The sequence below is a fragment of the Nitratireductor arenosus genome (genome assembly GCF_009742725.1).
GTDB lineage: Bacteria > Pseudomonadota > Alphaproteobacteria > Rhizobiales > Rhizobiaceae > Mangrovimarina > Mangrovimarina arenosa.
This window is the reverse complement of sequence record NZ_WPHG01000001.1, coordinates 41867-68300: the sequence shown is the minus strand read 5'-3', so window position 1 is coordinate 68300 and position 26434 is coordinate 41867. Positions and strand designations below refer to the sequence as shown.

Annotated in this window: 21 protein-coding genes; 7 read left to right on the top strand and 14 right to left on the bottom strand. The window is 63.3% G+C overall.

All coding sequences use genetic code 11. The annotated features are described in order from the left end of the window. Window positions 1–18: 18 nt before the first annotated feature. From GN330_RS00345 to GN330_RS00305, 9 genes are all read right to left on the bottom strand, one after another. Window positions 19–1176: a CaiB/BaiF CoA transferase family protein gene (locus GN330_RS00345; RefSeq protein ID WP_156710593.1), complete on the bottom strand. Its 1158-nt coding sequence runs from the start codon at window positions 1174–1176 to the stop codon at window positions 19–21. A 17-nt stretch (window positions 1177–1193) separates the two neighbouring features. Then, entirely contained in the window at window positions 1194–1955 is a 762-nt protein-coding gene (locus GN330_RS00340; protein ID WP_156710592.1) for a 3-hydroxyacyl-CoA dehydrogenase, read from the bottom strand. Window positions 1956–2219: 264 nt separating this feature from the next. Next, entirely contained in the window at window positions 2220–3071 is an 852-nt protein-coding gene (locus GN330_RS00335; protein ID WP_156710591.1) for an ABC transporter permease, read from the bottom strand. Between the two features lie 9 nt (window positions 3072–3080). Continuing rightward, window positions 3081–4346, bottom strand: coding sequence for an ABC transporter permease (locus tag GN330_RS00330; RefSeq protein WP_156710590.1), 1266 nt, complete (start codon window positions 4344–4346; stop codon window positions 3081–3083). 74 nt (window positions 4347–4420) lie between these two features. Next, a complete protein-coding gene (locus GN330_RS00325) occupies window positions 4421–5509 on the bottom strand; it encodes an ABC transporter substrate-binding protein (RefSeq protein ID WP_156710589.1) in 1089 nt (362 codons plus the stop codon). A gap of 130 nt (window positions 5510–5639) precedes the next feature. After that, window positions 5640–6719, bottom strand: coding sequence for an ABC transporter ATP-binding protein (locus GN330_RS00320; protein WP_156710588.1), 1080 nt, complete (start codon window positions 6717–6719; stop codon window positions 5640–5642). Between the two features lie 369 nt (window positions 6720–7088). Beyond that, entirely contained in the window at window positions 7089–8270 is a 1182-nt protein-coding gene (choV, locus tag GN330_RS00315) for a choline ABC transporter ATP-binding protein (RefSeq protein ID WP_156710587.1), read from the bottom strand. Next, entirely contained in the window at window positions 8267–9121 is an 855-nt protein-coding gene (gene choW, locus GN330_RS00310) for a choline ABC transporter permease subunit (protein WP_156710586.1), read from the bottom strand. The genes choV and choW overlap by 4 nt, the downstream gene beginning before the upstream one ends. Window positions 9122–9299: 178 nt before the next feature. Then, window positions 9300–10244 carry a choline ABC transporter substrate-binding protein gene (locus GN330_RS00305; protein WP_156710585.1) on the bottom strand — a complete coding sequence of 315 codons (945 nt, stop codon included), beginning with the start codon at window positions 10242–10244 and terminating at the stop codon, window positions 9300–9302. Between the two features lie 241 nt (window positions 10245–10485). Here GN330_RS00305 and GN330_RS00300 point away from each other — a divergent pair, with 241 nt between their 5' ends. The 4 genes from GN330_RS00300 to GN330_RS00285 all read left to right on the top strand — a co-directional run bounded on the left by GN330_RS00300 (window position 10486) and on the right by GN330_RS00285 (window position 15498). Next, the gene (locus tag GN330_RS00300; RefSeq protein WP_156710584.1) at window positions 10486–11100 is read left to right on the top strand and encodes a thymidine kinase; all 615 of its coding nucleotides are present in this window, start codon (window positions 10486–10488) and stop codon (window positions 11098–11100) included. 146 nt (window positions 11101–11246) lie between these two features. After that, window positions 11247–12335, top strand: a complete 1089-nt coding sequence (locus GN330_RS00295) for a hypothetical protein (RefSeq protein WP_156710583.1) — start codon at window positions 11247–11249, stop codon at window positions 12333–12335. Between the two features lie 15 nt (window positions 12336–12350). Next, window positions 12351–13496 carry a hypothetical protein gene (locus GN330_RS00290; protein WP_156710582.1) on the top strand — a complete coding sequence of 382 codons (1146 nt, stop codon included), beginning with the start codon at window positions 12351–12353 and terminating at the stop codon, window positions 13494–13496. A 91-nt stretch (window positions 13497–13587) separates the two neighbouring features. Then, window positions 13588–15498 carry an AAA family ATPase gene (locus GN330_RS00285; RefSeq protein WP_156710581.1) on the top strand — a complete coding sequence of 637 codons (1911 nt, stop codon included), beginning with the start codon at window positions 13588–13590 and terminating at the stop codon, window positions 15496–15498. Window positions 15499–15627: 129 nt separating this feature from the next. Here the strand turns inward: GN330_RS00285 and GN330_RS00280 are convergent, their stop codons facing one another. Then, on the bottom strand, window positions 15628–17175 hold the full coding sequence (locus GN330_RS00280) for a phospholipase D family protein (protein WP_246188460.1): 1548 nt from the start codon (window positions 17173–17175) through the stop codon (window positions 15628–15630). 230 nt (window positions 17176–17405) lie between these two features. Here GN330_RS00280 and GN330_RS00275 point away from each other — a divergent pair, with 230 nt between their 5' ends. Beyond that, window positions 17406–18692 (top strand): DUF6638 family protein, encoded by a 1287-nt coding sequence (locus GN330_RS00275; RefSeq protein ID WP_156710579.1) that lies wholly within the window; start codon window positions 17406–17408, stop codon window positions 18690–18692. 16 nt (window positions 18693–18708) lie between these two features. Further along, on the top strand, window positions 18709–19830 hold the full coding sequence (locus GN330_RS00270; RefSeq protein WP_156710578.1) for a DUF2333 family protein: 1122 nt from the start codon (window positions 18709–18711) through the stop codon (window positions 19828–19830). Between the two features lie 8 nt (window positions 19831–19838). On the opposite strand, the gene GN330_RS00265 is transcribed toward GN330_RS00270, so the two are convergent. Then, window positions 19839–20435 carry an invasion associated locus B family protein gene (locus tag GN330_RS00265; protein ID WP_156710577.1) on the bottom strand — a complete coding sequence of 199 codons (597 nt, stop codon included), beginning with the start codon at window positions 20433–20435 and terminating at the stop codon, window positions 19839–19841. 151 nt (window positions 20436–20586) lie between these two features. Between GN330_RS00265 and GN330_RS00260 the strand changes: the two genes are divergently transcribed. Beyond that, window positions 20587–22266, top strand: coding sequence for a formate--tetrahydrofolate ligase (locus GN330_RS00260; RefSeq protein WP_156710576.1), 1680 nt, complete (start codon window positions 20587–20589; stop codon window positions 22264–22266). Between the two features lie 88 nt (window positions 22267–22354). Here GN330_RS00260 and GN330_RS00255 read toward each other — a convergent pair whose 3' ends face one another. The 3 genes from GN330_RS00255 to GN330_RS00245 all read right to left on the bottom strand — a co-directional run bounded on the left by GN330_RS00255 (window position 22355) and on the right by GN330_RS00245 (window position 26369). Next, window positions 22355–23029, bottom strand: a complete 675-nt coding sequence (locus GN330_RS00255) for a DUF1236 domain-containing protein (RefSeq protein WP_156710575.1) — start codon at window positions 23027–23029, stop codon at window positions 22355–22357. 180 nt (window positions 23030–23209) lie between these two features. Further along, the gene (locus tag GN330_RS00250; RefSeq protein ID WP_156710574.1) at window positions 23210–24118 is read right to left on the bottom strand and encodes a cation diffusion facilitator family transporter; all 909 of its coding nucleotides are present in this window, start codon (window positions 24116–24118) and stop codon (window positions 23210–23212) included. Window positions 24119–24179: 61 nt separating this feature from the next. Next, window positions 24180–26369 (bottom strand): anthranilate synthase, encoded by a 2190-nt coding sequence (locus GN330_RS00245; protein WP_156710573.1) that lies wholly within the window; start codon window positions 26367–26369, stop codon window positions 24180–24182. Window positions 26370–26434: the final 65 nt, after the last annotated feature.

Below are 26434 nucleotides of genomic sequence, written 5' to 3'. Positions count from 1 at the left end.
CCGCATTATCCATGCTGTTTATACGCCGAGAATACCGGCGTCGACGAGGGTTTCGGCCCTGGTCTCCTCGATGCCGAAATCGCCGAGAATGGCGGCGGTGGGCCGCGCGGCCGACGGTCCGAGCGGCGCCGACGGGGTTCTGGCGAAACGGGGCGCCGGGCCGGGCCGGGTCAAGCCGCCGGTCTCGACATGGGTCGCCCGCGCCCGGTTGTGCGGATGCGCCGGCGCTTCGGCGAGCGACAGCACCGGTGCCACGCAGGCATCGGTGTCTGCGAACAGCGACGCCCAGTGGTCGCGTGGTTCGCATTTCAGCCTGGCAGCGATCGCGGCGCGCATCTCCTGCCAGCGCGCCGTGTCGTATTGCGCCTTAGCCAGGCGTTCCTCGAGCGGCAGCAGGCGGGCGAATTCGGCGAAGAACTGTGGCTCCAGACAGGCGACGGCGACGTGTTTGTCATCGGCCGTCTCGTAGGTGTCATAGAACGGGCAGCCCGAATCGAGCAGGTTGGCGCCACGTTTGTCTTGCCAGATGCCGGCCGCCATGAAGGCGAAGAACGGCGCGGCGAGCATTGAGGCGCCGTCGATCATCGCCGCGTCGACCACCTGGCCTTTACCGGTGCGCGCCCGCGCTACCAGGGCGGCCAGCACGCCGGCGATCAGGAACATCGTCCCGCCGCCATAGTCGGCGACGAGGTTGAGCGGCGGCAGTGGCTTGCCGTCTCTAGGGCCGATCGCGTGCAGGACGCCGGACAGCGCCAGATAGGTCAGGTCGTGCCCGGCCCGTTCGGCGAGCGGCCCGTCCTGGCCGAAACCGGTCATGCGGCCATAGACGAGCCCGGCATTGTCGGCGCACAGCACCTCCGGCCCCAGCCCCAGCCGTTCCATGACGCCGGGCCGGTAGCCCTCGATGACGATGTCGGCCCCGGCGGCGAGCCCGCGCACCAGCGTCACGCCGTCGGCGTGTTTGAGGTCGATCTTGAGCGTGTCGCGACCGTGGCGGTCGAGATCGAAGGCCTCGGGAATGTTCAGGAACGGGCGCCCGCTACGCAGGCGCTCGACGCGGAGAACCTTTGCGCCCATTTCGGCGAGCATAAGACCGGCGAGCGGCACCGGGCCGATCCCCGCCATCTCGACGACCTTGAGGCCGGCGAGCGGCCCGGTGCGCTGCGTGCTCTCCATTGCCCGCCGTCCTCGGTTCAGCGGGGGGCCATACGGATCGCGCCGTCGAGGCGGATGGTCTCGCCGTTGAGCATCTGGTTATCCACGATGTGGCAGGCGAGCGCGGCATATTCCGACGGCTCGCCCAGACGCGGCGGGAAGGGTACCTGCTGGCCGAGCGATTGCTGCGCCTCCTCGGGCAGGCCTGCCATCATCGGGGTGCGGAAAATGCCCGGTGCGATGGTGCATACTCTGATGCCCGCGCGCGACAAATCGCGCGCCACAGGCAGGGTGAGGCCGACCACGCCGCCCTTGGAGGAGGAATAGGCCACCTGACCGACCTGCCCGTCGAAGGCCGCCACCGAGGCGGTGTTGACGATCACGCCGCGTTCACCGCCGTCCAACGGCTCCAGCTTCTCGCAATGCACGGCGAAAAGACGGATCATATTGAAGGTGCCGATCAAATTGACCTCGATCACCTTGCGGTAGGCATCGAGCGAATGCGCGCCGTCCTTGCCGGTGGTCTTCATCGCGATGGCGATGCCGGCGCAATTGACCAGCATGCGCGGTCCACCCAGCCTGTCGGCCACCTCCGCGATCGCGGCTTCGGCGCTCTCCGCGCCGGAAACGTCGCAGCGCACTGCGATGCCATCGAGTTCGTCGGCGACTTTCTGCGCGCGCTCCATGCCGACGTCGAGAATAGCGATTCTGGCGCCCTTGGCGGCCAGCGCCCGCGCCGTCGCCTCGCCCAGTCCCGAGCCGCCGCCTGTGACGATCGCAACCTCGCCCGATGGGTTCATGATGAGTGTCCTCCAACAATGTTATGAAATAGAACCATTCAACCCCATCGTAGCGCCCGCCGAGGCGGCTGCGCAAGCGCGACTGCGACAAGGTCGGCCGATTGCGGTGACGATCACGCGGAAAATTGCGGGCCTGACGGGAGTGGGTCTCCCGTCGATTGCAGTTGCGTCCGTACCACCGCGCGGCGCCGGCGCCAAACAACGCGACGCGCCGGGTCTTTGCTGCCCGTGCGCGCCGCGTTCCCCTCGGATAACCGGTTTCCGTCAGCCAGGCGACATGCCGCGCAGCCGCTCGTTGCGGCGCCGGATCATCTCCAGCGTGCTCAAGAGCAGGATCGAGAGCGCCACCAGCAGGCTCGCCAGCGCCAGGATGGTCGGGCTGATTTCCTCCCGCAGTCCGGAGAACATGCGCACCGTCATCGGCGTCTGTTCCGGGCCGGCCATGAAATTGACGATCACCACCTCGTCCAGCGAGGTGACGAAGGCAAACAGTGCGCCCGAGATCACGCCGGGCAGAAGCAGCGGCAGGATCACCTTGAAGAAGGTGCGCGTCTGGTTGGCGCCGAGACTTTGCGAGGCACGGATCAGCGTCTCGTTGAAGCCGGCGAGCGAGGCCGTCACAGTCAGCACCACGAACGGCGTTCCGAGCACGACATGGCTGAGGATGATGCCCGGAAAGGTTTGCGAAAGGCCGGCGCGGGCGAAAAAGCTGAACAGGGCGGCGGCCGTGATGATCAGCGGTACGATCATCGGCGAAATCAGCACGGCGGTGATCAGTCCCCGCGCCGGCATGCTGGGACGGTTCAGTCCGAGTGCGGCCAATGTGCCGAGCGCGGTGGCGACAATCGTCGAGGCGATCGAGATGATGAAGGAATTGCGGATCGAACTCATCCATTCCGACGAACTGAACAGATTGTCGAACCAGCGCAGGGAATAGCCCTGCGGATCGAAAGTCAGCATCTCGCGCGTGAAGGTGAAATAAGGTTCGGCGTTGAAGGCGAGCGGAATGATGACGATGATCGGGGCGATCAGGAAGAAGAAGATCAGCCCGCAGATCACATTGAAGGCATAATGCCAGATGCGCTCGACCGGCGTTGCATATGAGGGCAGGGCCATGCGCGTCTCCTATCCGAACTTCAGCCGGTCGACGCCGACCAGCTTGTTGAACACCCAGTAGACGATCAGCACGGCGACCAGCAGGATGGTCGCCAGCGCGGCCGCCAGCTTGAGCTGTGCGCTCGATCCCTGCATGTTCTGCGCGATCAGGTTGGAGATGAAGATGCCGCTGTCGCCGCCGACCAGCGCCGGTGTGATGTAGTAACCGATCGCCAGGATGAAGACGAGGATGCAGCCGGCCGCCAATCCGGGAACGGTGAGCGGGAAATAGACCCGCCACCAGGCGCGGAACGGATGCGCGCCGAGCGATTTCGCGGCTCTGAGATAGCTCGGTGGAATGGTCTTCATCACCGAATAGAGCGGCAGCACCATGAACGGCAACAGGATGTGGGTCATGGCCACGATCGTGCCGGTGCGGTTGTAGATCATCCGCAGCCTGCCATCGTCGCCGATGACGCCGACCGCTACCAGAAGCTCGTTGATGACACCCTGTTGCTGCAACAGCACGATCCAGGCCGAGGTGCGCACCAGCAGCGAGGTCCAGAACGGCAAGAGCACCAGGATCAAAAGCAAATTGGCGATCCGTGTCGGCTGGGTCGCCAGCATGTAGGAGATCGGATAGGCCAGCACCACACAGATTAGCGTGATCAGAATGCTCATCCAGGCGGTGCGGAAAAACAGCCCCGTATAGACTTGGTAGATCTCCGGACGCGGCGCAATCTCGCCCTTGGAATTGTATTCATAGTCGACCGCAAGCAGATAATAGGTTGGCGTCAGCAGGCGCGATTCACGCTTCAGTATGTGCCAGAGTTCGAGATTGGCCCAGTCGCCGTCTGCGTCGAGAAACTTTTCGCGATAGGGCGCCGACCATCCGTCGACCTTGCGGGCGGTGCGCATCACGGTGCTGCGCGCGCCCGGGATTTCGCGGTTGATGCGCGCGGCGGCGCGGCCGATGGTGCGGTTTTCGATACCGACGATCATGTCGGCGGCCATGGCCTGGAACACCGGTTCGGGCGGCACGTCTTCTCCGTCCCATTCCTGGAGCGCCGCGGCGGTCTGCGGCAGGTAGCCTCGGATTTCGGGATTGTAGACCGAACGCCAGATCATCGCGAGAATGGGCACGACGAAGACGATCAAGAGGAAGAACAGAAGCGGCGCCACCAGCGCGAAGGCCCGGCGTCGTTCTGCTCTCTGCGAGCGGTGCAGCGCCTGCTTCAGCGGCGTGCCGTCGGCTGCCAGGATGGGCGCGCGGGAAGTCTTTCGTGACGATGCCATGTGTCCGTCCGGTCGGATTCGGGTATTGCGGTGGAACGGGCGGGGCGCGATGGCGCCCCGCCGCGATCGTCGGGTCAGCCGGCGACCCAGGCGTTGAAACGCTCTTCAAGCGCGTCGCCGTAATCGGCCCAGAATTGGACGTCGAACGGGATCGCGGTTTCGAGGTTTTTCGGATTGGTCGGCATGTGCGGTTTCATGTCGATATCCGTGCCCTCGAGCATTCCCACCAGCGGTGCCGAAGATTTGCGGGCCGGACCGTAGGAGATGTACTTGGCCTGATCGGCGAGGCGCTGCGTATCGGTCGCGAACGCCAGATAGTCCTTGATGGTGTCGAGATTGCCGGTGTCGACCGGCACCACCCAGCCATCGGTCTCGAACATCTGGTGATCCCACATGATCTCGAACGGCTGGTCTTCGTTGACCTGCGCGTTGAAGATGCGACCATTATAGGCGGTGGCGATCACCGCCTCCTTGTCGGCCAGCATCTGCGGCGGCTGCGCGCCTTCCGACCACCAGATCACGTTGTCCTTGATCTCGTCGAGCTTGGCGAAGGCACGATCCTGGCCTTCCTCGGTGGCGAGTACCTCGTAGACCTTGTCGGTCTCCACGCCGTCGGCCAGCAGGGCCCATTCGAGGTTCTTTTGCGGGATCTGCTGCAGTGCCCTTGTGCCGGGGAATTTTTCCACATCCCAGACGTCCACGACCGTCTGCGGGCCGCCATCGGGGAACGCTTCGGTATTGTAGGCAAACATCGTGGCATAGAGGATCTGCGGAATGAAGCAGGGGCCGAGCGTGCCTTCGATGAAGTCCTTGGAGGCCGGCGTGCCGTCGGGGGCCGCCTTGAGCCACTCGTCATGCGGCACTTCCATCACCAGGCCCTCGTCGCAGGCGCGCTGGGCGTCGGCCTGCAGCATGTCGACCACGTCCCAGGTCACATTGCCGGCCTCGACCTGGGCGCGAATGCCGGCCAATGCGTTGGCCGACTTGTCCTCGTTGAGGATCTCCACGCCGGTCTTTTCGGTGTAGGGCTTGTGGTACGCCTCGATCTGGGACTTCGAATAGGCGCCGCCCCAGGAGACGATCGTCAGTTGTTTGTCCTGCGCGATCGCACCGCCAAACGCGATGGCCGCAACCGTGCCGGTCAAGATCAGAACCCGTTTCATACTGACACCTTCCTTTGATTTTTACTGCTTTAACTTCGGGATGAAAGACACATCGAGTTTGTGTCCGGCGTTTGTTTTTTCTCTCAAAGTCCGCCGGATGACCTGTTCGGATCGTGCTCGCGCCAGGCGCTCAGTCGCCGTGGTCGAGGGCCCGGCAATCCTCGGTCGCCCACCCGACCCGCACGCTTTCGCCGGCCTTGAAGCGGCGTGCGCCGAGCCGGTTGCGGGTCTTGACCACGAAGGCGCTGTTGTCGGCGACCGTCATGCGGGTGCGGATATGGTCACCGAGATAGATCACCTCCTCGACGCGTCCCGTCACGGTGTGATCCGTGACGCTTTCGTCAGGGTCGATCTCGACACGCTCGGGCCGGATGGAAAGCTGGGTGCGCTCGCCGGGGCCGGCATTGATCGCCAGCGCCATCACCTCCTCGCCGTCGTTCAAAAGAACGCGCGCGATGCCGTCATTGATCGATCTGATCTTGCCGACAAGCGTATTGTTCTCGCCGATGAACTGGGCGACGAAACTGTTTTCCGGCTTTTCATAGAGCTCTTCCGGCGAGGCGAGCTGCTGGATGACGCCGTCATTGAAGACCGCGACCCGGTCCGACATCGTCAGCGCCTCGCTCTGGTCGTGGGTGACGTAGATCACGCTGACGCCGAGCGATTCGTGCAGGTGCTTGATCTCGAACTGCATATGTTCGCGCAGCTGTTTGTCGAGCGCGCCGAGCGGCTCGTCCATCAAGACCAGTTCCGGCTCGAACACCAGTGCGCGGGCGAGCGCCACGCGTTGCTGCTGACCGCCGGATAGCTGGGCCGGCCGGCGTCCGTGAAAGCCGCCTTCGCCCATCTGCACCATATCGAGCGCGCGCTGAACCTTCTTCTCGCGCTCGGCCTTGTCGAAACCGCGCACCTCGAGCGGAAAAGCGAGATTTTCCGCTATCGTGAGATGGGGAAACAGCGCGTAGTTCTGAAAAACCATCCCGATGCCGCGTTTGTGCGGCGGCACGCTGTTGATGGGCTGGCCGTCGAGATAGATTTCGCCATGCGTTGCCGGCTCGAAGCCGGCGACCATCATCAGGCAGGTGGTTTTGCCGGACCCGGACGGTCCGAGCATGGTCATGAATTCACCCCGCTCGAGGCGGAGATTGAGGTTTTTTACGACGAGGGTCTCGCCGTCATAGGATTTCTGTACTTCCTCAAAGAGGACCATCGGTTGGTCGGAAGGCGCGCTTTCAGGCCGCGGTCTCGATGACTGCCCGACCTTGCGCTCCTCGTCGACTAGCTCATTCAATGTTTTCTCCCTCTGGTCATTTTTTGTGACCCTAGAGGAATATAGCCGCTCGATCAAACCCTTCTGGCTTGCATATTCATTTGAAAATTAGCTTTCCTGAAATTATTCCCTTCGATTTTCGATTGTAAAGTCTCTTATGAATATTTCTCAAGTTCGTGAAGTAATTATCGCGCTGTTATTCACGGTGTGAAAAATATGAAAATATGCGCGGATTCTTGGAAAACCCGGTACAAAGTACACGACGAATAGTCGTAGGGCTTGCCGGCCGCTGCGGCTCGCCCCGCCGTGTTACCGGCGCAGCACGGCTCCGAGCACGTCGCGGATGCCGATTGCGCCGACGAAGCGTGACTGCTCGTCGAATACGGCGACCGGCGCGGTTTGCGATTGGTGCATGGCGTGCATAACTGCCTTCAGCGGCGTGCCCGGTTTGGCCCAGTAAACCTGGTGGGTGTCTTCCGGCAGGGTTTCGAGCGGGTCGCACGCCGCCCAGATGGCGGGCTTTCCGTTGCGCTCGGCGCCGATGACCAGCATGTTTTCGTCGAGCCGGAAGCGGGTTGTCTGCCGGCGGTCGAGCCAGACCCAGCCGTCGCTGCCGATATCCAGGTCGCGCCGGTCGCGCATCACGTTCCATGCCGTCAGCACCGAAAGCGGATTCACGTTGGAAATGAAATCGCGCACGTAATCGTTTGCGGGCTCCAGCACGATCTCTTCCGGCGAACCCGACTGCACGATGCGCCCGCCTTCCATGATGGTGATGCGGTTGCCGATCTTCAGCGCCTCTTCCAGGTCGTGGCTGACGAAGATGATCGTCTTTTTCAGATCGCTTTGGAGCTGCAGCAATTCGTCCTGGAGCTTCGTACGAATGAGGGGGTCGAGCGCGGAAAACGGCTCGTCCATCAGAAGGATCGGCGCTTCGGTGGCGAAGGCACGGGCGAGCCCGACGCGCTGCTGCATGCCGCCCGACAGTTCGTGCGCGTATTTGTCCGCCCATTGGTCAAGGTGGACGAGTTCGAGTTGTCGCGCCACCCGTTCGCGCCGCTCCTTGTCCGGCACGCCGGCCAGTTCCAGGCCAAACCCGACATTTTCCGCGACTGTCCGCCACGGCAGCAAGGCGAATTGCTGGAAGACCATCGCCACGCATTCGCGGCGGATCTTGCGCAATTCGGCCTCCGAACAGGAAACCACATCGGCCTGCCAGTTGTCGGCATGCACGATCACCTCGCCCCTCGTGACCGCGTTCAGGCGGTTGACCGCGCGCAGCAGGGTCGATTTGCCCGAGCCCGACAGGCCCATCAGCACCGAGATCTCGCCTTCCTCGATGGTCAGACTGCAGCCCGCGCAGCCGAGAACGCTGCCCGTCTTCTCCAGGATTTCGGCCCGATCGGCGCCTTTGTCGAGCAGGGCGAGCGCCGCCGCCTGCTGCTCGCCGAAGATGATGTCGACATTGCGAAACTCGACCGCCGTGCTCATTTGGCGTCTCCCCGCCCGATGCGCGACATGCGGTCGAGGATGATCGCCACGATGACGATCGCTAACCCGGCTTCCAGGCCGAGCGGAATATTGACCGAGTTCAGCGCCCGCACAACCGGCTTGCCGAGGCCGTTGGCGCCGATCAGCGCCGCGATTACCACCATCGACAGGCACAGCATGATGCACTGGGTCAGCCCGGCCATGATGGTCGGCAGCGCCGCCGGCAGTTCGACCTTCCACAGAAGCTGGCGTTTGGTGGCGCCGAAGGCTTCGCCGGCCTCCAGCATCGGTTTGGGCACCGAGGTGATGCCGAGATAGGTCAGCCGGATCGGCGCCGGCGAAGCGAAGATGACGGTCACGATCAGACCGGGCGCGATGCCGAGGCCGAACAGGATCAGCACCGGAATGAGATAGACGAAGGTCGGCAGGGTCTGCATCAGGTCGAGCAGCGGCTGCATGAATCGGTAGACGCTTTCCTTATGCGCGGCCCAGATGCCGATCGGCACGCCGATAGCCATCGACACCGCGGCGGCGGCGACGACGAGGACGAACGTCTCGACGGTTTCTTTCCACAGGTCTTGGTTGACGATGAACAAAAGCCCCAGCGCGACGGCCAGGGCGAGCTTCCACGATCTCTGCAGGTACCAGGCGAGCGCGGCGATCGCGGCGACGAGCACGACCGGCGGGGCCAGGAGCAGAATGTCAACGAGACCGTCGAGGACGAATTTGAGCCCGTCGGCTATCGAATCGAAGAACCACTCGAAATTGGTGGTCAGAAAGTCGAAGAACTGCTTGCCCCACCGCCCGATCGGTATCTTGACGCTGGCGATCCAGTCCGAAATCGGATCCATGTCTTAGCCCCCACCGGATGCGCCGCTGGTCGGTGCACCCATGCTCATTTCGTATCGCGGCTTCCGGACGTCACCGGACCCTGCCCGGCTCCGGTCGCGGCCTTGTCGGCGGCATACATTGCCGGCAAGACACAAACCGCTCCCGTCGCGGAAACGCCCCCGAAGCCGTGATCGACGATTACGTGCCTAGTGCCGACTTCACCGCCGCCATGGCGTCGCCGCCATCGAGCGTGGTCACGCCGTCCAGCCACGGGGCGATCGCGTCCGGGTTGGCTTTCAGCCACGCTGCCGCCGCGGCCTGCGGCTCCGCGCCGTCATCGAGGATCGCGCCCATGATCTCGTTTTCCATCTTGAGCGAGAAGACGAGGTTTTCGAGCAATTTTCCGACATTCGGGCATTCCGTGGCATAGCCGGCACGCACATTGGTGTGCACGGTCGCGCCGCCGTAATTGGGGCCGAAAACGTCATCGCCGCCGGCCAGGTAGGCCATCTCGATATTCGCGTTCATCGGGTGCGGCTCCCAACCCAGGAAGACCACATCCTCCTTGTTGCCGACAGCCTTGGACACCGCCGACAGCATGCCGGCTTCCGAGCTTTCCACCAGTTCGAAGCTCGACAGGCCGAACGTGTCGTTCTCGATCATGTCGAGGATCAGGCGATTGCCGTCATTGCCGGCCTCGATACCGTAAATCTGGCCGTCGAGCTTGTCTTTGAACTTGGCGATGTCGCTGAAATTCTGCAGGCCGGCATCGAAGGTGTATTTCGGCACCGCCAGCGTATACTTGGCGCCTTCGAGATTGGTGGTGATCGTTTCCACCGTTCCGTCGTCGAGATAGGGACGGATATCGGCTTCCATGGTCGGCATCCAGTTGCCGAGGAAGATGTCGATGTCGTTGGAGGCCAGCGACCTGTAAGTGACCGGAACCGACAAAATCTCCACGCTTGGCTGGTAGCCGAGCGCCTCGATGATGACGGACGTTGCCGCCGTCGTCGCGGTGATGTCGGTCCAGCCGACGTCGGAGAAGCGCACTTCCTTGCAGCTTTCGGGATCGGCGGCCTGGGCTTGGACCGACAACGCGGCCGTCAGGCCGAGCGCGATGGCGAAGGTTTTGGTGCGATGCATGAATTTTCTCCCGTTGAGATGCCTGGACGGAGCGCGACGGCGTCGGTCGGCGCCATTTTTTTGGTTGTGCGAACCAAACACCATTTTGCGGTCGATTCAAGCGCCGTGCCTGCGATGACACCGCCGCGCCGTGTGCTTGTTGCGACAAAACTGCACGAATTGCGTGGATGACCGGTGATTTTGTGCCGGGTCGGGAATGAAGCATCTCCCCGAAAACGGCCGACTGCGCTTAAAGGAAGTCATGGCCAAACTCTACTTTCACTACGCGACGATGAACGCCGGCAAGTCGACAATGCTTCTGCAGGCGTCCTACAACTACCGCGAACGCGGCATGACGACGATGGAGTTCATCGCCGCCTTCGACGATCGCGCCGGGCAAGGCCGCATCGGCTCGCGCATCGGCCTGGCGGCAGGGGCGGAAACCTTCCGGCAGGGCGACGACCTTTACCGGCGCATCGCCGAGCACCACGCGCATACGGTCGTGCATTGTGTCTTCGTCGACGAGGCCCAGTTCCTTTCGCATGAACAGGTCTGGCAGCTCGCCCGTGTCGTCGACCGGCTCGACATCCCGGTGATGTGCTACGGGCTGCGCGTCGACTTCCAGGGCAACCTGTTTCCCGGCTCGCACGCGCTGCTCGCGATCGCGGACGAATTGCGCGAGGTGCGCACGATCTGCCGCTGCGGGCGCAAGGCGACGATGGTCGTCAGACTTGGGCCCGACGGCAGGGTGAGCCGGCAGGGCGAACAGGTCGTGATCGGCGGCGACGACAAATATGTGTCCTTGTGCAGGCGCCACTGGGAAGAGGAAATGGGCCGCTGGCCGGCCGAGGACATGGTTGGGTTCGCGCGAGGCTGACGGACCAGGCCGATGGCCCGGGTCCGAAGGCACGGTGGTCCAGGCTACCGTAGACGGCAAGCGGACTTTCAATCGCAACATTCGGCCCATATATTCAACCACCGCCGCGCGACCGCCGGCATCGATCAGCGAATTGGAGAAACTGGATGGCGACCCTGCAGAATTTCGATGCCGAAATCGCCAAAACCCGCAAAACCGTCGAGGACATGCGTTCCAAGATCGAGCAGTCCGGGATCGTGCTGGACCAGATCGCGCAGGCGGACAAGAAGATCGGCGAGGTCGATTTCGACATCGAAAACGCGCGTATCGCCGACGTGCTCAAGCAGCAAAAGACCATGGAGGCGAATATCGCCGACCTGATCATCGGGCTCGAGGACGCCACCAACGTGTTCGGTGCCGAGTTCGAGAGCATGAAAAGCTATACCGGCTGGGAGACCTTTGTCGGGTTCTTTTCCAAGCAGCGCCAGCAGCGTATGCGCACCGAGCGCGTCCGAAACATGTCGCTGGCCGGTAACCTGCAGGAACTGCTCGGCAAATCCGACACGATCGTCGGCATCCTGTCCGACCAGAAACAGGTTCTGGACGAGCGCTACAAAACCTCGGAGGCGAGCCTCGCCGAGGTGATCGAGCGCCGCAAGACCACGATGGACACGCTGACGACGACGCAGAAGCGCATCGAGGAGCTGAACCCGATGCTGCTCGACATCGAAAACCGGATCGCGGCCTCCACCAGCCAGGCCGACCGCACCGAACTCGAGGGCGAACGCTCCAAGCTCGCCACCGAGTATAACGAGATGCAGGCCAAGGAGCAGGAATTGCTGGCCGAGAGCCAGACGCTCGAGCGCTACACCTCGATGTTCCAGACCTTCGTCGATTCGCTCAACAACCAGATCGCCGCCCAGAACACGTTGATCAACAAGCTGACCATCGACACCGAACAACGCATCGTTTTGTACAAGGCGCTCGAGGATTCCTTGAAGACGGCGGCCCAGCAGGATGTCGCCCACCGCATCAACACGCTCGGCAGCCAGGTCGACAACACCGCCGAGGAGACGATGGCCGGCATCGGCGCGGCGGCCCAGCGCCATATCGGCGATCTGCTCGAACTGCACGAGAAGAACATGGTCACGACCGCCGACATCCAGCGCCGCAAGAAGCTCGCCGACGATGCGTTCGCCCGGCGCTTCGACGAGGTGATGAAGAAGCACAATGCGGCCGACTACGTGCAGCAGTAGTCGAAACGCCCGCGCATGACCGACCCCAACACAGCCGCAAGCCGCTATTTCGACGCCATCTCGGCCGCTCTGAAGGGGCTCGACATTTTTTTGCGACACGACGATTCGCCACTCTACGGCCATGGCCTGGTGGCGCAGATCGTGTCGGAATATATCGCGCGGCTGGAAAATTCGTTTGCGTGCTGGAAGAACCGGCTTGGCTTCACCCAGTCGTTCCGTATCTCGCGGGCCGAAAGCGGATTTCCGGTGTTCCAGAACGTCATGGAACTGGAAAAAGACCGCCGCACCGCCGACGAAAAGCTGGCTGCGATCCCCAAGCCGGACGAGCTGCGCGCGGAGATGGTCGATTTCATCCTGCGCCGCAAGGCGTTTCCGACCGATTTGCAGCGCTCGATGGCCGAGCGGCTTTATCTGCAGGATGTCGGCACCGGTCTGGTCTTCGCCCCGTTCATCCTGCCCAAGACGGTCAGGGTCTCGGTCAATCCGAAGACCGGGCGACCCTACTGCCTGGTCCATTGGGGCGCCTTCGACGGCTCGGCTAACCTGCCGCTCGTCTATATGGCGATGATCGAGGATTCGTCCGACGACATGGTCGGCGCGCTCGTGACGCGGGACGGCAAGCTCAACGAAACCGTCCCGATCCCGTTGCCGGTCGAGGGGCTGCTCAACCCGGATCTGGCGCATCGCTTCGACGATTTCGCCGAAAAGAACTCGGCCTATTCGCTGTCGCCGGCGACGATCGCCGGCAATCTCGACAAGGATTTCGACACGCTGCATCCCAAGCAGCTGCGGCGCGTTGTGCTGGGGCCGTTCTATTCGGCCGGCATCACCGAGCACAATTCGACCGTCGCCGAAGTGCTCGACAAGGTACGCGATCCGAAGAACGCCTGGCTTTTGACCTGGACGATCCAGGAGGTCTTTTCCAAGGGCGAAAAACCCGGCCGGCGCGGCCTGTGGTCCAGCGCGCCGGCGCGCGACGAGTTTTTCATCAACACCGACGACCTCGAGGCGGCCAGGCAGGGCGTGAGCGCTTATGAAAAACATGCTCTGGTGCCGCACGAGGCCTACCAGGCGCTCTACGCGGCCGGCGAGGCGCAGACGATCTTTTCCGGCTACAAGGTCCACATCCTGTCTGGCGAGCGGGTGATCAGCGATGTGTAGCCCCTTATACGGCCGCGTCCCCGGCAAGCTGGGGGGAGCGGGATGACGGGTGGATATGATGCGATGCGGATGAAGCGGGGCTTGATTTAAGATGGATGCCGGCCTGACCACGATCGGCGAAGCCGATATCGAAAAGCACCGCGCCGTCGCGCAGGCTATGATCACCCGCATCATCGTGATGGAGGATGGCGGCGGCCGCTCCTCGACCGCGCTTGCCGGCACGGGGCGCCGCTTCGTCTCCACGGTGTCGACCGGCTCGGTGCGCCGCACGCGCGAGGTCGAATTCGCCAAGTCGGTTGCCGCCGTCCGCGCCGACGACGTGATGATGTCGATCCCGCAGCATACGCTGCTTTTCCGCGCCCGCCGCGGGCTGGCGGTCGCGCTGGCGGTCGGCGACGTTTTCGCCCGCTCCAGCGAATTGGAAAGCCTGCAGGCCAAAAACAGCCGCGCGCCGCTGGACGGCGAGGAGGCGCAGCGCTTCAAGCGGCTGTTGTCGGCGTCGGCCTATGTCGCCGCCTTCAGCCTGGCCTGCTACCTCTTGCAGACCATTGAAAGCGACGCCGAGGCGCCCAACGACGTCGAGGAACCGGATTTCCTGTTCGACACGCCGCAGGATGCGGTGAAGTCGATGATCGCCGGCCTCGATGCCGCGATTGCCGGCGCCAAGGACGATCAGGATCTGTTGAGCCGCGCCCGCGCCTTTGCCCGCGAGGCGGTCGAGGGTCTGCTGGCGCGCAAGGGCCGTTTCGACGGGCTGGGGCCGTTCGAGGACGCGCATATCCGCATCGACCAGGACGATTTCACCCTTGACGGGTTCGACGTGGCGCCGGGCCAGAAGCGCAAGCCGCTGGTGATGACGTTCAAGAAACCGAACGAGATCGTCGGCAACCATATCGCCAAATATCAGGCCATGAAGCTCGCCAAGATGCTGATGGCCTATGATTTCGACCGTCAGTTGAACCCGTTCGTCGAACTCGGCGGTTTTTTGTTCACCTTTATCGGCGATGGCGCGCCCGGCACCGGCAAGACGATCCTGATCCAGATGACCGCTGGGCTGATCAACGATTACTGCCAGATTGCCGGCTACCCGTTCCATTACGAGAATTTCGGCGTCGACCAGATTTCCTCCTACCAGGGCAAATCGGGCCAGAACTGCAAGCAGTTCGTCAACAACGTCGTCAATCCGCGCGCCATCGGCTTTGGCACGGTCGACGATATCGATCAGGTTGCCGCCAAGCGCTCCGACGATCGCGCCTCGGCCGGCCAGCAGGAGATCACCGGCGTTTTGATGGAAAGTTTCGCCGGCGCCTCGACGGTTGTGCGCGGCAATTGCTCCTTCGGCATGTTTTCCAACTATCCCGAAAATGTCGACGACGCGCTCAGGCAGCGGGCCGGGGCGCGCTGGCTGGTCGACGGGCCGCAGACGCGCGACGACTATATCGACATTTTCGTGCTTCTGGCCGGCAAGAATCACGGCATTCCGCTCGGCGAGCACGATCTGTTCGACGCCCAGGTGATCCAGCGCGCCGTCAACACGGCCTACGAGCAGCATTCCAAGCCGCAGGAAGAAGGCTTGCAGAAGGTCTATGAGCGTTATCTCGACCAATATGGCGAGCCGCGCTCGATGGCCGATGTCGGCTCTTACCTGCATCTCATCAAGGAGGCGGAGCCGCGTTTTACCGGCCGGGCGATCAAGAACATCACCGACGCAATCAAGATGCGTGCCATGGATATCGAACTGCCCGACGACTGGTTCGAAAACCCCGAAACCTTCATGCACAAGCCCTATGACGACAAGAAAGCCATGATCGAGGAACTGCGCGGCCCCTTCACGATGGCGATGGTCATGCAGGAGATCAACCGCTACGCCGATTCCGAATTCCGCTATTCCGATCGCTCCGACGACGTCGCGGTCTCGACCATGATCCGCGACGCGCGCCTGCGCGAGCGCGCGCTGCGCGAGGTTGAGCAGATGAAAGCAAAGGGAACGTGGAACGCGTGACGGGCCGCGAGGCGGGCGCCGACATGATCCTTTGTCTGCTCTCCCGCGAGCGAGGCAGCGTATCGACCGGGAGCGGGCCTGTGTGCCGTCGGGAGAAACGACTGCCCTACCGCCTGAAACCCGTCACGGTTAAAGCAGCCACTCGATCGGCAACCAGCCGAACACGGTGAGCATGATCCGGTCGACCAGCGATGCGTCCGGTTCGGTTTCAAGCACCGTGGTTGCACCGTCGGGACCGGTCTCGATCCAGCGCAATTCGCCGTCGTGCAACTCAACCCGGTAGGCGTTTCTGGCTATGTCGCGTGTGAACGCCTCGTGAATGTGCCGGGCCATCGACGCGCTTTCGATCAGAAAACCCATTTCGCAGTTGAGATAGACCGAGCGCGGGTCGAAATTGAACGAGCCGACGAAGACGCGCTGCCCGTCGACGCTCAGGGTCTTGGCATGCAGGCTGGAGCCCGATGAGCCGGACGCCGACAATTCGGAGGCGCCGTCGGGCATGCCGGGTCTGGGTTTGAGTTCGTAAAGCGCGATGCCGGCTTCCAGCAGGCGACGGCGATATTTGCTGTAGCCGGCATGGACCATCGCGACGTCGGTCGATTTGAGCGCGTTGGTGAGGATGTTGACCTCGGTGCCCGCACTCCGGACCGACCTGAAATAGTCCGTGCCCTTCTTGCCGGGGATGAAATAGGCCGAGATCACATCCAGCTTTTTCCTGACCGGACCGAGAACGGAGTTGAGCTGGCTGATCATCAGCTCGCCGGGTTTTGCCTTGCCGAGCCCTTTCGAGGGCGGATCGCTGAAAAGCCGGGCATCGGTCCATTCCAGGACGATGTCGCCGCTGTTCAGTCGTCCCGCGGCGGACGCTTCCAGCTCCGGCATCCGCTTCAGCCATTCGGCTTCCGGCGAGGCACCGCCGGCCATCAGCCAGTCCGGCAGACGCGTGTCGGCGTCGGGGGCGACCGCGTCGATCGGATAGGCGGAACCGCTATTCCAGTAGAGATCGAAATTCACCGCCGTTTCCGACACCACCGAACCGGCCGCTAGTACGTCGAGGTCGAGAAAATAATTCTGTTCGCCGATGCTGAAATATTCGTCGCCGACATTGCGTCCACCGATGATCGCCGCTGCGCCGTCGACAATGAAGGCCTTGTTGTGCATGCGCCGGTTCATGCGGAAAAAGTCAAACAGGTAACCCGCTAGCTTCGGCCGGCGCACCCTCGACGGGTTGAACAGGCGTACCTCGACATTGTCCTGCGCGTTCAGGGCGGCAAGTGTAGCGTCCATTCCCGAAACGCCGTTGTCGTCGAGCAGCAGGCGCACGCGCACGCCGCGCCGCGCGGCGTCCGCCAGCGCGCGCAGCAGGAGGCGGCCGGAGATGTCGTCGTGCCAAATATAGTATTGTACGTCGAGCGAGCGTTCCGCTTGAGCCGTCAGAAGAAGCCGGCTCGCCAGCGCCTCGTGTCCGGTGGCGAGCGGCACAACCCCGGATTTTCCCGGGTGGTCACGGGCCGCCGCGGCCAGGCCTCGCCCCCAGGCCGTATCCTTCGACAAAGGAATGGCCGCGCTCGGCGCGCGCGCTTGCAGGTCGGGGAGGGGAAAGAGCAGGCGCGCTGCGACGACCAGCAGGGCAAAGCTGGCCAAAACGCCAAACAACCATTTGAGAAGGCTTATCAAAAGTCTTTTGTCCCCTGCCATGTACAGGTCTAGCGTTTCATGCGCCTGGGCGAGGGGCAAGCCTGTCTTTCGGCGCCCGTCGTCGGCCACGCGGTTCGCTTTGTCCCGTCGGGAAAGCGGCCGCGACCGCGAAGCATGCCTTGAGGGAAACAACGCGACATATTAGATCATAACAGGCGCTCGCCCGGAAATTGCCGGCGAGGTCGCGTGTTGCGAACGGGAAGGACCGGATGAAGCGCCTCTACGACAGCGAGTTGATCTACGGACGGTTGATGCGGGTCGACGAACCGCACCTTGTCGCGCGCTACAACAAGGCGCTGGTCGCGTTCGGCTTCAAACCGAGCGCGCTCGAGGCGATCGACGTTGACCGGACTGGATTTTCGCCGCAGGTGGCCGACGAACTCGGCGACGACAATTATCTCGATCCGAACCAGGTCAACCGGCGTTTCATCATCCTGTCGCCGCGCCAGGCCGAGTTACCCGTCGTGCACACCGCTTTCTCGAACACCGCCCAGTTGATGTTCGAGTTCTTCAGCCGCAACCGCCGCGCGATCGACGCGCTGACAATCAAGGACGTGATCTACGGCGAGATCGAGGATACCGTCGCCAAGGTCGAGGACATCGAGGATCTGCTGTCGATCAACCAGGTCGAGTTCCGCGTCCTGTCGGCCGAAGACGTACTCGGCAAGGCTGCCGAACTCGGCAGGTTGGCCGATCGATTGCGGCAGGAACCGGAGGCGTGGCGTAACGACGCCATGCTGGAACGCATGGTCGGCCTCGCCAAGGTGACCGGCGACATCCGCGAGAACGCGCTCGTGCCGGACCAGGTTATCTTTCGCCACAATGCTTTCTGGACCAGCCATTTCGGCGGGCTTTACGTCTTTGTCGATCCGGACGTGACCACCGTGATTTCCGACCCCGACGCGCCGGGTTTTCGTCGCTCGCGTCCCTGGCAGGTGAGTTATCTGTCGATCCGCGACCCCGAGCGCGTATTCGATTTTCTGCTCAAGTCCGGCCGACTCGACCTGCCGCGCGAGTCCTGGCTCGACCGCTCGGGTTATCTCGAACACCGCGCCGAGATGGTGGTACGCGGCCTGATCCGCAAGGTCGATCCCGAGGCCGATCTGAACCGGGCCGACAAGGTCTGGCTGCAGACCTGGATTCACGGCCATGCCGATCAGATCAAACGCGACGGCGCGTTCCCCTTCCTGAACGCGGCCAAGCGCGAGGCCGCCCATACCGGCCAAATCGACCTCGACGAGGTCGAGCCGCAGCGGCGGTTCCTGGTCGTGCGCGCCAAACCCGACCATCCCGATGCCTGGCTTACCGGCCGGCTGATCTCCGATTTCGTTCCAGACGACTTCGTTTCGCGCTATGTCTTCAACAAGCAGGGCTTTTACCGCGATTACGAGACACTGAGCGAGCGCTGGCGGCGTCATTTTGTCGACACGCTCCAGACCACATATCTCCGCGACAAGCGGGCATTCCGCCAGAAGCTCTATGGGCTGACGGACTGAAAGGGGTTCCGGACACATGCTTGATCCGATCGTTGCGTTTTTCACCCGCGTATTTGAGTGGATCGGCCGCGGTATCGGCCTCCTCGTCGCGTGGATCCTATGGCCGTTCCTGGCCGCCAGCCGCTGGTATGCGCGCCGCGGCTGGCTGCTCAAGGGACCGATCGGAATAGGACTGTTAATCCTGCTCGGGCTTTACGGGTATTTCTTCTGGCAGACGCAGCGTTGGGTCGGGTTCGATCCGGACTATGTCGTGGCGTACGGCTTCGACAAGCGAAACCTGTCGGCGGGCGAGGAGGCCGCCGGTGACCGCGTCGGTGCCGAAAAGAGCTGCGGACGCTCCGCGATCACCGACCTTACTGCCGACTTGATCGACTTCAACGTCAATCAGAACGCCTGGATATCTTCCATGCTGCTCTACAAGCTCGGCTTGTTCGGGCTCGATTGGGATCACACGCCGTTCATGGACAACCAGGCATCCTTCCAGCGCGGCATCAACCAGGCCGTGCGGCGTGTGGCCATCGAACTGGTCGATACGCTCGGCCGCGTGCGCGGGACCTCGCAGATCGACCAGAATTTGCAGGACGCGCGCGGCGCCGTCACTTTCGACGAGGAAACCTGGTATTTCGGCATCAATCCGTTCGGGCCGAAAACGCCGACGCCGAGCTTTTACCGCTCGGCCATCAGAGACATGAATGTCTTCAACGACCGCCTCGAAGCCTGCGACGCGATTTTCGACACGCGGGCCGACAATCTCATAACCTTTCTCGACCGAATAGCCAGCGACATTGGCTCGACGTCGGATCTGTTGCGCGCCCGGTCGGAAGAATACAATCTCGGCTGGTTCGACCCGCGCGCCGACGACAGGTTCTGGTTCGCCTACGGGCAGCTCTACGCCTATTACGGTGTTCTGCATGCCACGCGCGCCGATTTCGACGACGTAATCGTTTCGCGCAATCTGGTTCCGCTCTGGAACAGGACGGAGCAGCAGTTCCGCGCCGCGCTGAATATTCAGCCGATGGTGATCTCCAACGGCAACGAGGCGGGCTGGATCATGCCGACCCATCTCGCCACCATGGGCTTTTATGTGTTGCGCGTTCGCTCCAACCTGATCGAGCTCAGAAGCGTGCTTGACCGCTGAGGGTGGCGTCACGGCAGGTCGCGTGCCGCGCTCGCGGCGCGATAATCCGCATAGGCGGCGGCAAAATGCGCCGCCTCCCAGTCCCGTTTCCATTTACGGCCGTGCCGGTCGGTGAAGCCGAACCGGAGCGTGCCGCCCTGTCTCAACGCTGCCACCAGCGCGGTGGCGGCGCTCCCGGTCAGGACGCAGTCATTGCCACCCGCGCACAAGGTCGTGTCATGACGCCAGACCGTCTTTCCACCGCGCGCCAGCACGAAGCCGTCCTTTGCAAAGCGCGTGCCGGGTTCGAAACCGAATTGCAGGCGCAATCCCTGGCCCGTTTCGTTGGTGACAAAGGCGAAGGAGGCCCCGAATTTCGGCTCCGGCGCGTATCCGTCGATATAGCGGATATAACAGCGGCGCCTCAGCGCGCCGTCGCGCATGCGGCGGTCGCACATTGTCTCCCAAGGGCCGTGCGGCTTGAAATGGTCGACAACCCAGTCCTCGATCATCTGCCGGGCGTGGACCGGCTGCGTGAGGATCAGGATTGCGAGAACGAGGCCGAGCCGTTTCATCCCGGTACAGTGAATGAGAGCGGACGCGCTGACGAGCGGCGGGCCGTTCAACGTCGTTCACGTCACCGCGAGCCGGTCCTGTCGCATTTCGCGCATTCGGCGACTGAAACGGGACGGCGGGGTGTCCGGTTCTCGCGCTTCTATGCCCGCCGCGAGGGGGCGGAGCGGCCGCACTTCGAAAACCGACCGTAGAGGAACCGATATGGCCGAAGTGAAGTCCGACATCGAAATCGCGCGCGGGGCAAACAAGAAACCGATCCAGGAGATCGGGGCCAAGCTAGGCATCCCGGCCGAACATCTGCTGCCCTACGGGCATGACAAGGCGAAGATTTCCGCTGATTTCATCCGCTCGGTCAAGAGTAAGTCGGATGGCAAGCTGATCCTGGTGACCGCGATCAACCCGACCCCGGCGGGCGAAGGCAAGACGACGACGACGGTCGGGCTCGGCGACGGGCTGAACCGGATCGGCAAGAATGCGATGGTGTGCCTGCGTGAGCCGTCGCTCGGCCCCTGCTTCGGCGTCAAGGGCGGCGCGGCCGGCGGCGGTTATGCCCAGATCGTGCCGATGGAGGACATCAACCTCCACTTCACCGGCGATTTCCACGCCATCACCTCGGCGCATAATTTGCTTTCGGCGATGATCGACAACCACATCTACTGGGGCAACGCGCTCGAAATCGACACGCGTCGCGTTGCCTGGCGGCGCGTGATGGACATGAATGACCGCGCGCTGCGCCAGATCGTGTGCTCGCTCGGTGGCGTCACCAACGGCTTTCCACGCGAAGCCGGTTTCGACATCACCGTTGCTTCCGAGGTGATGGCGATCCTGTGCCTTGCGAGCGATCTCAAGGATCTGGAAAGCCGGCTCGGCGACATCATCATCGGCTATCGCCGCGACAAGAGCGCCGTCTATGCTCGCGACATCAAGGCCGACGGGGCGATGGCGGTGCTGTTGAAGGAGGCGATGGCCCCGAACCTGGTGCAGACGCTGGAAAACAACCCTGCCTTCGTCCATGGCGGGCCGTTCGCCAACATCGCCCATGGCTGCAATTCTGTGGTCGCGACCACTACCGCGCTCAAGCTTGCCGACTACGTTGTCACGGAGGCCGGCTTTGGCGCCGATCTCGGTGCGGAAAAGTTCTTCGACATCAAATGCCGCAAGGCCGGACTGAAGCCCGCAGCAGCGGTCATCGTCGCCACCATCCGGGCGCTGAAGATGAATGGCGGCGTGAAGAAGGAGGAACTCGGCACGGAGAATGTCGAGGCGGTGACCAAGGGGTGCGCCAATCTTGGCCGCCATATCGAGAACGTGAAGCAATTCGGCGTGCCCGCCGTTGTTGCGATCAATCATTTCGTCTCCGACACCGATGCCGAGATCGCGGCGGTCAAGGCCTATGTCGAGCGGACCGGCGCGGAGGCGGTGGTGTGTTTGCACTGGGCCAAGGGCTCGCAAGGCACGGTCGAGCTCGCGGAAAAGGTGGTCGAACTCGCCGAAAGCGACGCGGCCCAATTCTCGCCGCTTTACGCTGACGAGATGCCGCTATTCGAAAAAATCAACACAGTCGTCAGGCGCATCTATCGCGGCTCGGAGGCGATCGCCGACAAGGCGGTACGCGATCAGCTTCATCAATGGGAGCAGGCGGGATACGGCAATCTGCCGGTCTGCATGGCCAAAACGCAATATTCGTTCTCGACTGATCCCAATCTGCGCGGTGCTCCCACCGACCACGTCGTGCCGGTGCGCGAGGTGCGGCTTGCCGCCGGCGCCGGCTTCATCGTGGCCATCTGCGGTGAGATCATGACCATGCCGGGCCTGCCGAAGGTTCCGTCCTCGGAGCGGATCATGCTCAACGACGCCGGCTATATCGAGGGGCTTTTCTGATCTCGCGCGGCCGACCGTTCGGGTAAAGGCAAGGGCGCCCGGTCCGGAGACCGGGCGCCCTTTCCCGTTGCGGATGGGTCAGGCGGTATCAGCCGCCCTGCACCCAGACCACCGTGCGGCTGGAGGTGTTGACCAGCACCGGACCGGCATCGGTATAGACATAGGCATAGGCCGGATCGTTCGGGATCTGGACGAGCTGAACTTCGGCCGGCACGCTGGCGCCAAGGGTGAGGCTGGCGCCAGTCATCGGATCGACCGGATTGGCCTTCACATAGGCGACGCTCTCGTCAGGGACGAGATAGCCAGGCGAATAGACAACCTCGCGCGTTTCCGCCTTCACGATCAGCGGGCGGCCGTCGACATAGACATAGGCCAGGTCCGAATGCTCCGGAATCGGCTGTAGCGCGGCCGAGGCCGGGATGGTCATGCCTTCGCGCAATTCACCCTCGATCACCACCGGTTCGACCGGGTTGGCGACCACGTAGTCGACCGCCGGCTGCGGCACGGAGGCCGCGGTGCCCAGCATGGCGCCGGCGAAGCCGCCGATCACCGCGCCGACCGGACCGCCGACCACGGCGCCCGTGATCGCGCCCGCGGTGCCGCCGACGGCAGCGCCGGTTTCGGCGTTCTCATTGGTGCTCTGCGTGGTGATCTGGTCTTCGGCACGCTCGGTTGCCGGTTGCTTGACCGGCGATTCCTGCGCCTGGGCGGCGCCGAGAGTCAGGGCCGAGAGAGCGGCGGAGGCGAGTAGCAGTTTACGCATTGGTGCTTCCTTTCGGTTGGTTGCGTCCCTCGGCGCAACAACGTCCTTACCGGCAGCGTGTTCCGTGATGATTTTGTGGCAAATCTGTCGCGCAACGATGGCAGACAGCGGCCGATCCGGCCGCCGTCCGCATTCACGCTTCAAGAAAGAGGCGGCTCTCGCGCCGGGACCTATCGGCCGTTAGGCAAAGGGCACCGCGCTGGTGCCCTTGGGCAGCTTGGCTTCCTCGTCGGGCTCGACATGGATGATCACCCGCAAAGACGGGATTTCGGCCTCGAGCGCGGCCTCGATGCGGTCGCAGATCGCGTGCGCGTCGCCGACCGTCATCGTGGCGTCGACGACGAGATGAAACTCCACGAAGGTGGCCCGGCCGGCGATCCGGGTCTTCAGGTCATGGACTTCGAGCGCGCCACCGGAATTGGCCGAGATGATGTCGCGCAGCTTCATCGTCAGTTCGGGATCGGCGGCGACATCCATCAGCCCCTGCACCGACTGGCCGATCACCTTCCAGCCCTGCCACAGGATGTTCATCGCCACGATTAGCGCAAGCAGCGGGTCGAGCGCGCGCCAGCCGGTCGCCATCGCCACAAGCAGACCGCCAATGACGCCGACCGAGGTGATGACGTCGGTCATCAAATGGCGCCCGTCGGCCTCGAGGGCCGGCGAGCGGTCGGTCGATCCGACCCGCAGCAACAGCGTCGCCCACACGACGTTGACGACCGTGGCGAGCGCATTGACCGCCAGGCCGGCGAACGGCTCCTCAAGACTGCGCGGCGTCTGCAGGGCAGCCCAGGCCTCGGAGATGATCAGGAAGCTCGCCAGTACGATCAGCACGCCCTCGAGAACGGCGGAAAAATACTCCGCCTTGTGATGCCCGTGCGGATGACCGGCGTCGGCGGGTTTCTGGCTCAGTCTTATCGCGTAGTAGGCGGCGGCCGCCGCGATCACGTTGACGATCGATTCCAGCGCGTCCGAATAGAGCGCGACCGAACCGGTCATCCGCCAGGCGACGAATTTCAGCGCCATCACCGCGAAGGCGATGACGATCGACCAGAAAGCGAGACGCCGGATTTTGTGCTTCGTTGTCATCGCGTCGTGGTGGGCCGCCCTTTTCCCCGCGTGGTGGGAAAAAGGGCGGCCGCCTTGCTCCTCAAGCGGCCTGTTCCCGCGCCCGGCGCGGCAGATGCGCGACGACGTTTTCGATCATGCGCATGCCGGCATTGTGTCCCAGAGACATGATCGATTCGGGGTGGAACTGCACGGCCGCGACCGGCTCGGTCTTATGTTCGACCGCCATGACGATGCCGTCTTCGGTTTCCGCCGTGATGATGAAGCAATCGGGCAGGCGCACGGCGTCGGCGAAGATCGAGTGGTAGCGGCCGACGGTGACGTCGTTCGGCAGGCCGGAAAAGACGATGCCCGGCTTGGCCACCCGGATACGCGAGGGCTTGCCATGCATGGGTACGCGCAACTGACGCAATTCGCCGCCGAAGGCTTCCGCGATCGCCTGTAGGCCCAGGCACACGCCGAACAGCGGCAGGCCGCGCCGCCGGACCATGTCGATCGTCGCCTTGCAATCGAAATCGACCGGCGAGCCGGGTCCGGGCGACAGCACCACCAGATCGGGCGCGACCCGGTCAATGACCGCTTCGGTGACGGGCGTCCTCACCGTCGTCACGGTTGCACCGGTCTGACGGAAATAGTTGGCGAGCGTGTGGACGAACGAATCCTCGTGGTCGACGAGCAGAATCTTGACCCCAGCCCCGACCCGCGCCGTCTCGCGCTCCGTGCCCGCGTCGTTGGCCTTGCCTGCGTCGCGGATCGCCGAAACCAGCGCGGACGCCTTGAGTTCGGTCTCGGCCTCCTCCTCCTCCGGCACCGAATCGTAAAGCAGCGTCGCGCCGGCGCGGATCTGGGCGATACCGTCTTTGATGCGCATGGTGCGCAGCGTCAGGCCGGTGTTCATGTCGCCGTTGAAATGCACCATGCCGACGGCGCCGCCATACCAGGCGCGCGGGCTTTTCTCATGCTGTTCGATGAAGCGCATCGCCCAGAGTTTCGGCGCGCCGGTGACGGTTACCGCCCAGGCGTGGCTCAAAAACGCGTCGAAGGCGTCCATGCCCTCGCGCAGCCGCCCCTCGATATGGTCGACCGTGTGGATCAGGCGCGAATACATCTCGATCTGTCGCCGCCCGATGACGCGCACCGAGCCGGGTTCGCAGACCCGGCTCTTGTCGTTGCGGTCGACGTCGGAGCACATCGTCAGCTCGGCCTCGTCCTTCTTCGAGTTGAGCAGCTTCAGGATCTGCTCGGAATCCGAGATGGCATCCTCGCCGCGCTTGATCGTGCCGGAGATCGGGCAGGTCTCGACGCGGCGGCCGGACACGCGCACGAACATCTCGGGCGACGCGCCGACCAGATATTCCTGCTCGCCAAGATTGATGAAGAAGGAATAGGGCGACGGGTTGATGGTCTTGAGCCGCCGCGAGATCGCCGACGGCGCGGTTTCGCAGCGTTCGTAGAACATCTGTCCCGGCACGACCTCGAACAGGTCGCCGCGCCGGAATTTCTCCACCGCTTTGCCCACCAGGCCGGCATATTCGCCCGGCTCGTGGTCGCCGCGCGGCGGCGTTGTGTCGGCGAGACGGAATGGATCCTCGACACGTTCGCGCGGCAGGCCTTCGGTCGAAAACCCGTCGCCGGAATAGTCGTAGCGGTCGAGCCAGGCGCGGGCGGCGTGATGGTCGACGACCAACACTTCGTCGGGCAGGTAAAGCACGAGGTCGCGCTGGCTTTCGGCCCGTTCGAGCCGCAGATCGACCGGATCGAACTGGAAGGCGAGATCGTAGCCGAAGGCGCCGAACAGCCCGAGGTCGGGATCGTGCGCGCTGCGGAAAAGCGCGACGACCGCCCGCAGGACGGTGAAGACGGAGGGCGCGCGCGAACGCTCTTCTTCCGACAGGACGGCGGCCGGCGGATTGACGGTGAACGTCGCCTTTTTGGCATCGCGCGGCCCGGCCGTGACCTCGTCGAGCGCATCGATAGCAGCCAGGATGGCCGGCATCACGGCTTCGCCGCGCTTATTGAAGGCTTCGATCGTCATGGCCCGGCCGCGGGCGGTGATGGCGAGCGGCGGGTCGATCGTGGCGGTATCCCAGCGCGTGTAGCGCCCCGGATATTCGTAATTGGAGGAAAACACGCAGCCGCGGCGGCTGTCGAGCCCGTCGAGATAGGGCTCGATCGCGTCTTGATAGGCGGTTTCGACTCGCTTGCGCGTGACCGTCAGCCCGCCTTCGGTGCGGTATCGTTCGGTTCCGTCTTCCAGGACTTCCATCGTCATCTTCAATCCCTCCGAATTGGCGGAAGACCGGACACCGCATGAAAAAGGCCGCCCGGAACTCCCGC

What these genes read in the sequence shown, in the direction of transcription:
- GN330_RS00335 (WP_156710591.1), bottom strand. Translation starts at nt 3,071, where the DNA reads ATGGCCCTGCCCTCATATGCAACGCCGGTCGAGCGCATCTGGCATTAT.
- GN330_RS00305 (WP_156710585.1), bottom strand. Translation starts at nt 10,244, where the DNA reads ATGCATCGCACCAAAACCTTCGCCATCGCGCTCGGCCTGACGGCCGCG.
- GN330_RS00270 (WP_156710578.1), top strand. Translation starts at nt 18,709, where the DNA reads ATGCTTGATCCGATCGTTGCGTTTTTCACCCGCGTATTTGAGTGGATC.
- GN330_RS00330 (WP_156710590.1), bottom strand. Translation starts at nt 4,346, where the DNA reads ATGGCATCGTCACGAAAGACTTCCCGCGCGCCCATCCTGGCAGCCGAC.
- GN330_RS00295 (WP_156710583.1), top strand. Translation starts at nt 11,247, where the DNA reads ATGGCGACCCTGCAGAATTTCGATGCCGAAATCGCCAAAACCCGCAAA.
- GN330_RS00290 (WP_156710582.1), top strand. Translation starts at nt 12,351, where the DNA reads ATGACCGACCCCAACACAGCCGCAAGCCGCTATTTCGACGCCATCTCG.
- GN330_RS00340 (WP_156710592.1), bottom strand. Translation starts at nt 1,955, where the DNA reads ATGAACCCATCGGGCGAGGTTGCGATCGTCACAGGCGGCGGCTCGGGA.
- GN330_RS00255 (WP_156710575.1), bottom strand. Translation starts at nt 23,029, where the DNA reads ATGCGTAAACTGCTACTCGCCTCCGCCGCTCTCTCGGCCCTGACTCTC.
- choW (WP_156710586.1), bottom strand. Translation starts at nt 9,121, where the DNA reads ATGGATCCGATTTCGGACTGGATCGCCAGCGTCAAGATACCGATCGGG.
- GN330_RS00250 (WP_156710574.1), bottom strand. Translation starts at nt 24,118, where the DNA reads ATGACAACGAAGCACAAAATCCGGCGTCTCGCTTTCTGGTCGATCGTC.
- GN330_RS00285 (WP_156710581.1), top strand. Translation starts at nt 13,588, where the DNA reads ATGGATGCCGGCCTGACCACGATCGGCGAAGCCGATATCGAAAAGCAC.
- GN330_RS00320 (WP_156710588.1), bottom strand. Translation starts at nt 6,719, where the DNA reads ATGGTCCTCTTTGAGGAAGTACAGAAATCCTATGACGGCGAGACCCTC.
- GN330_RS00245 (WP_156710573.1), bottom strand. Translation starts at nt 26,369, where the DNA reads ATGACGATGGAAGTCCTGGAAGACGGAACCGAACGATACCGCACCGAA.
- GN330_RS00260 (WP_156710576.1), top strand. Translation starts at nt 20,587, where the DNA reads ATGGCCGAAGTGAAGTCCGACATCGAAATCGCGCGCGGGGCAAACAAG.
- GN330_RS00345 (WP_156710593.1), bottom strand. Translation starts at nt 1,176, where the DNA reads ATGGAGAGCACGCAGCGCACCGGGCCGCTCGCCGGCCTCAAGGTCGTC.
- choV (WP_156710587.1), bottom strand. Translation starts at nt 8,270, where the DNA reads ATGAGCACGGCGGTCGAGTTTCGCAATGTCGACATCATCTTCGGCGAG.
- GN330_RS00325 (WP_156710589.1), bottom strand. Translation starts at nt 5,509, where the DNA reads ATGAAACGGGTTCTGATCTTGACCGGCACGGTTGCGGCCATCGCGTTT.
- GN330_RS00300 (WP_156710584.1), top strand. Translation starts at nt 10,486, where the DNA reads ATGGCCAAACTCTACTTTCACTACGCGACGATGAACGCCGGCAAGTCG.
- GN330_RS00275 (WP_156710579.1), top strand. Translation starts at nt 17,406, where the DNA reads ATGAAGCGCCTCTACGACAGCGAGTTGATCTACGGACGGTTGATGCGG.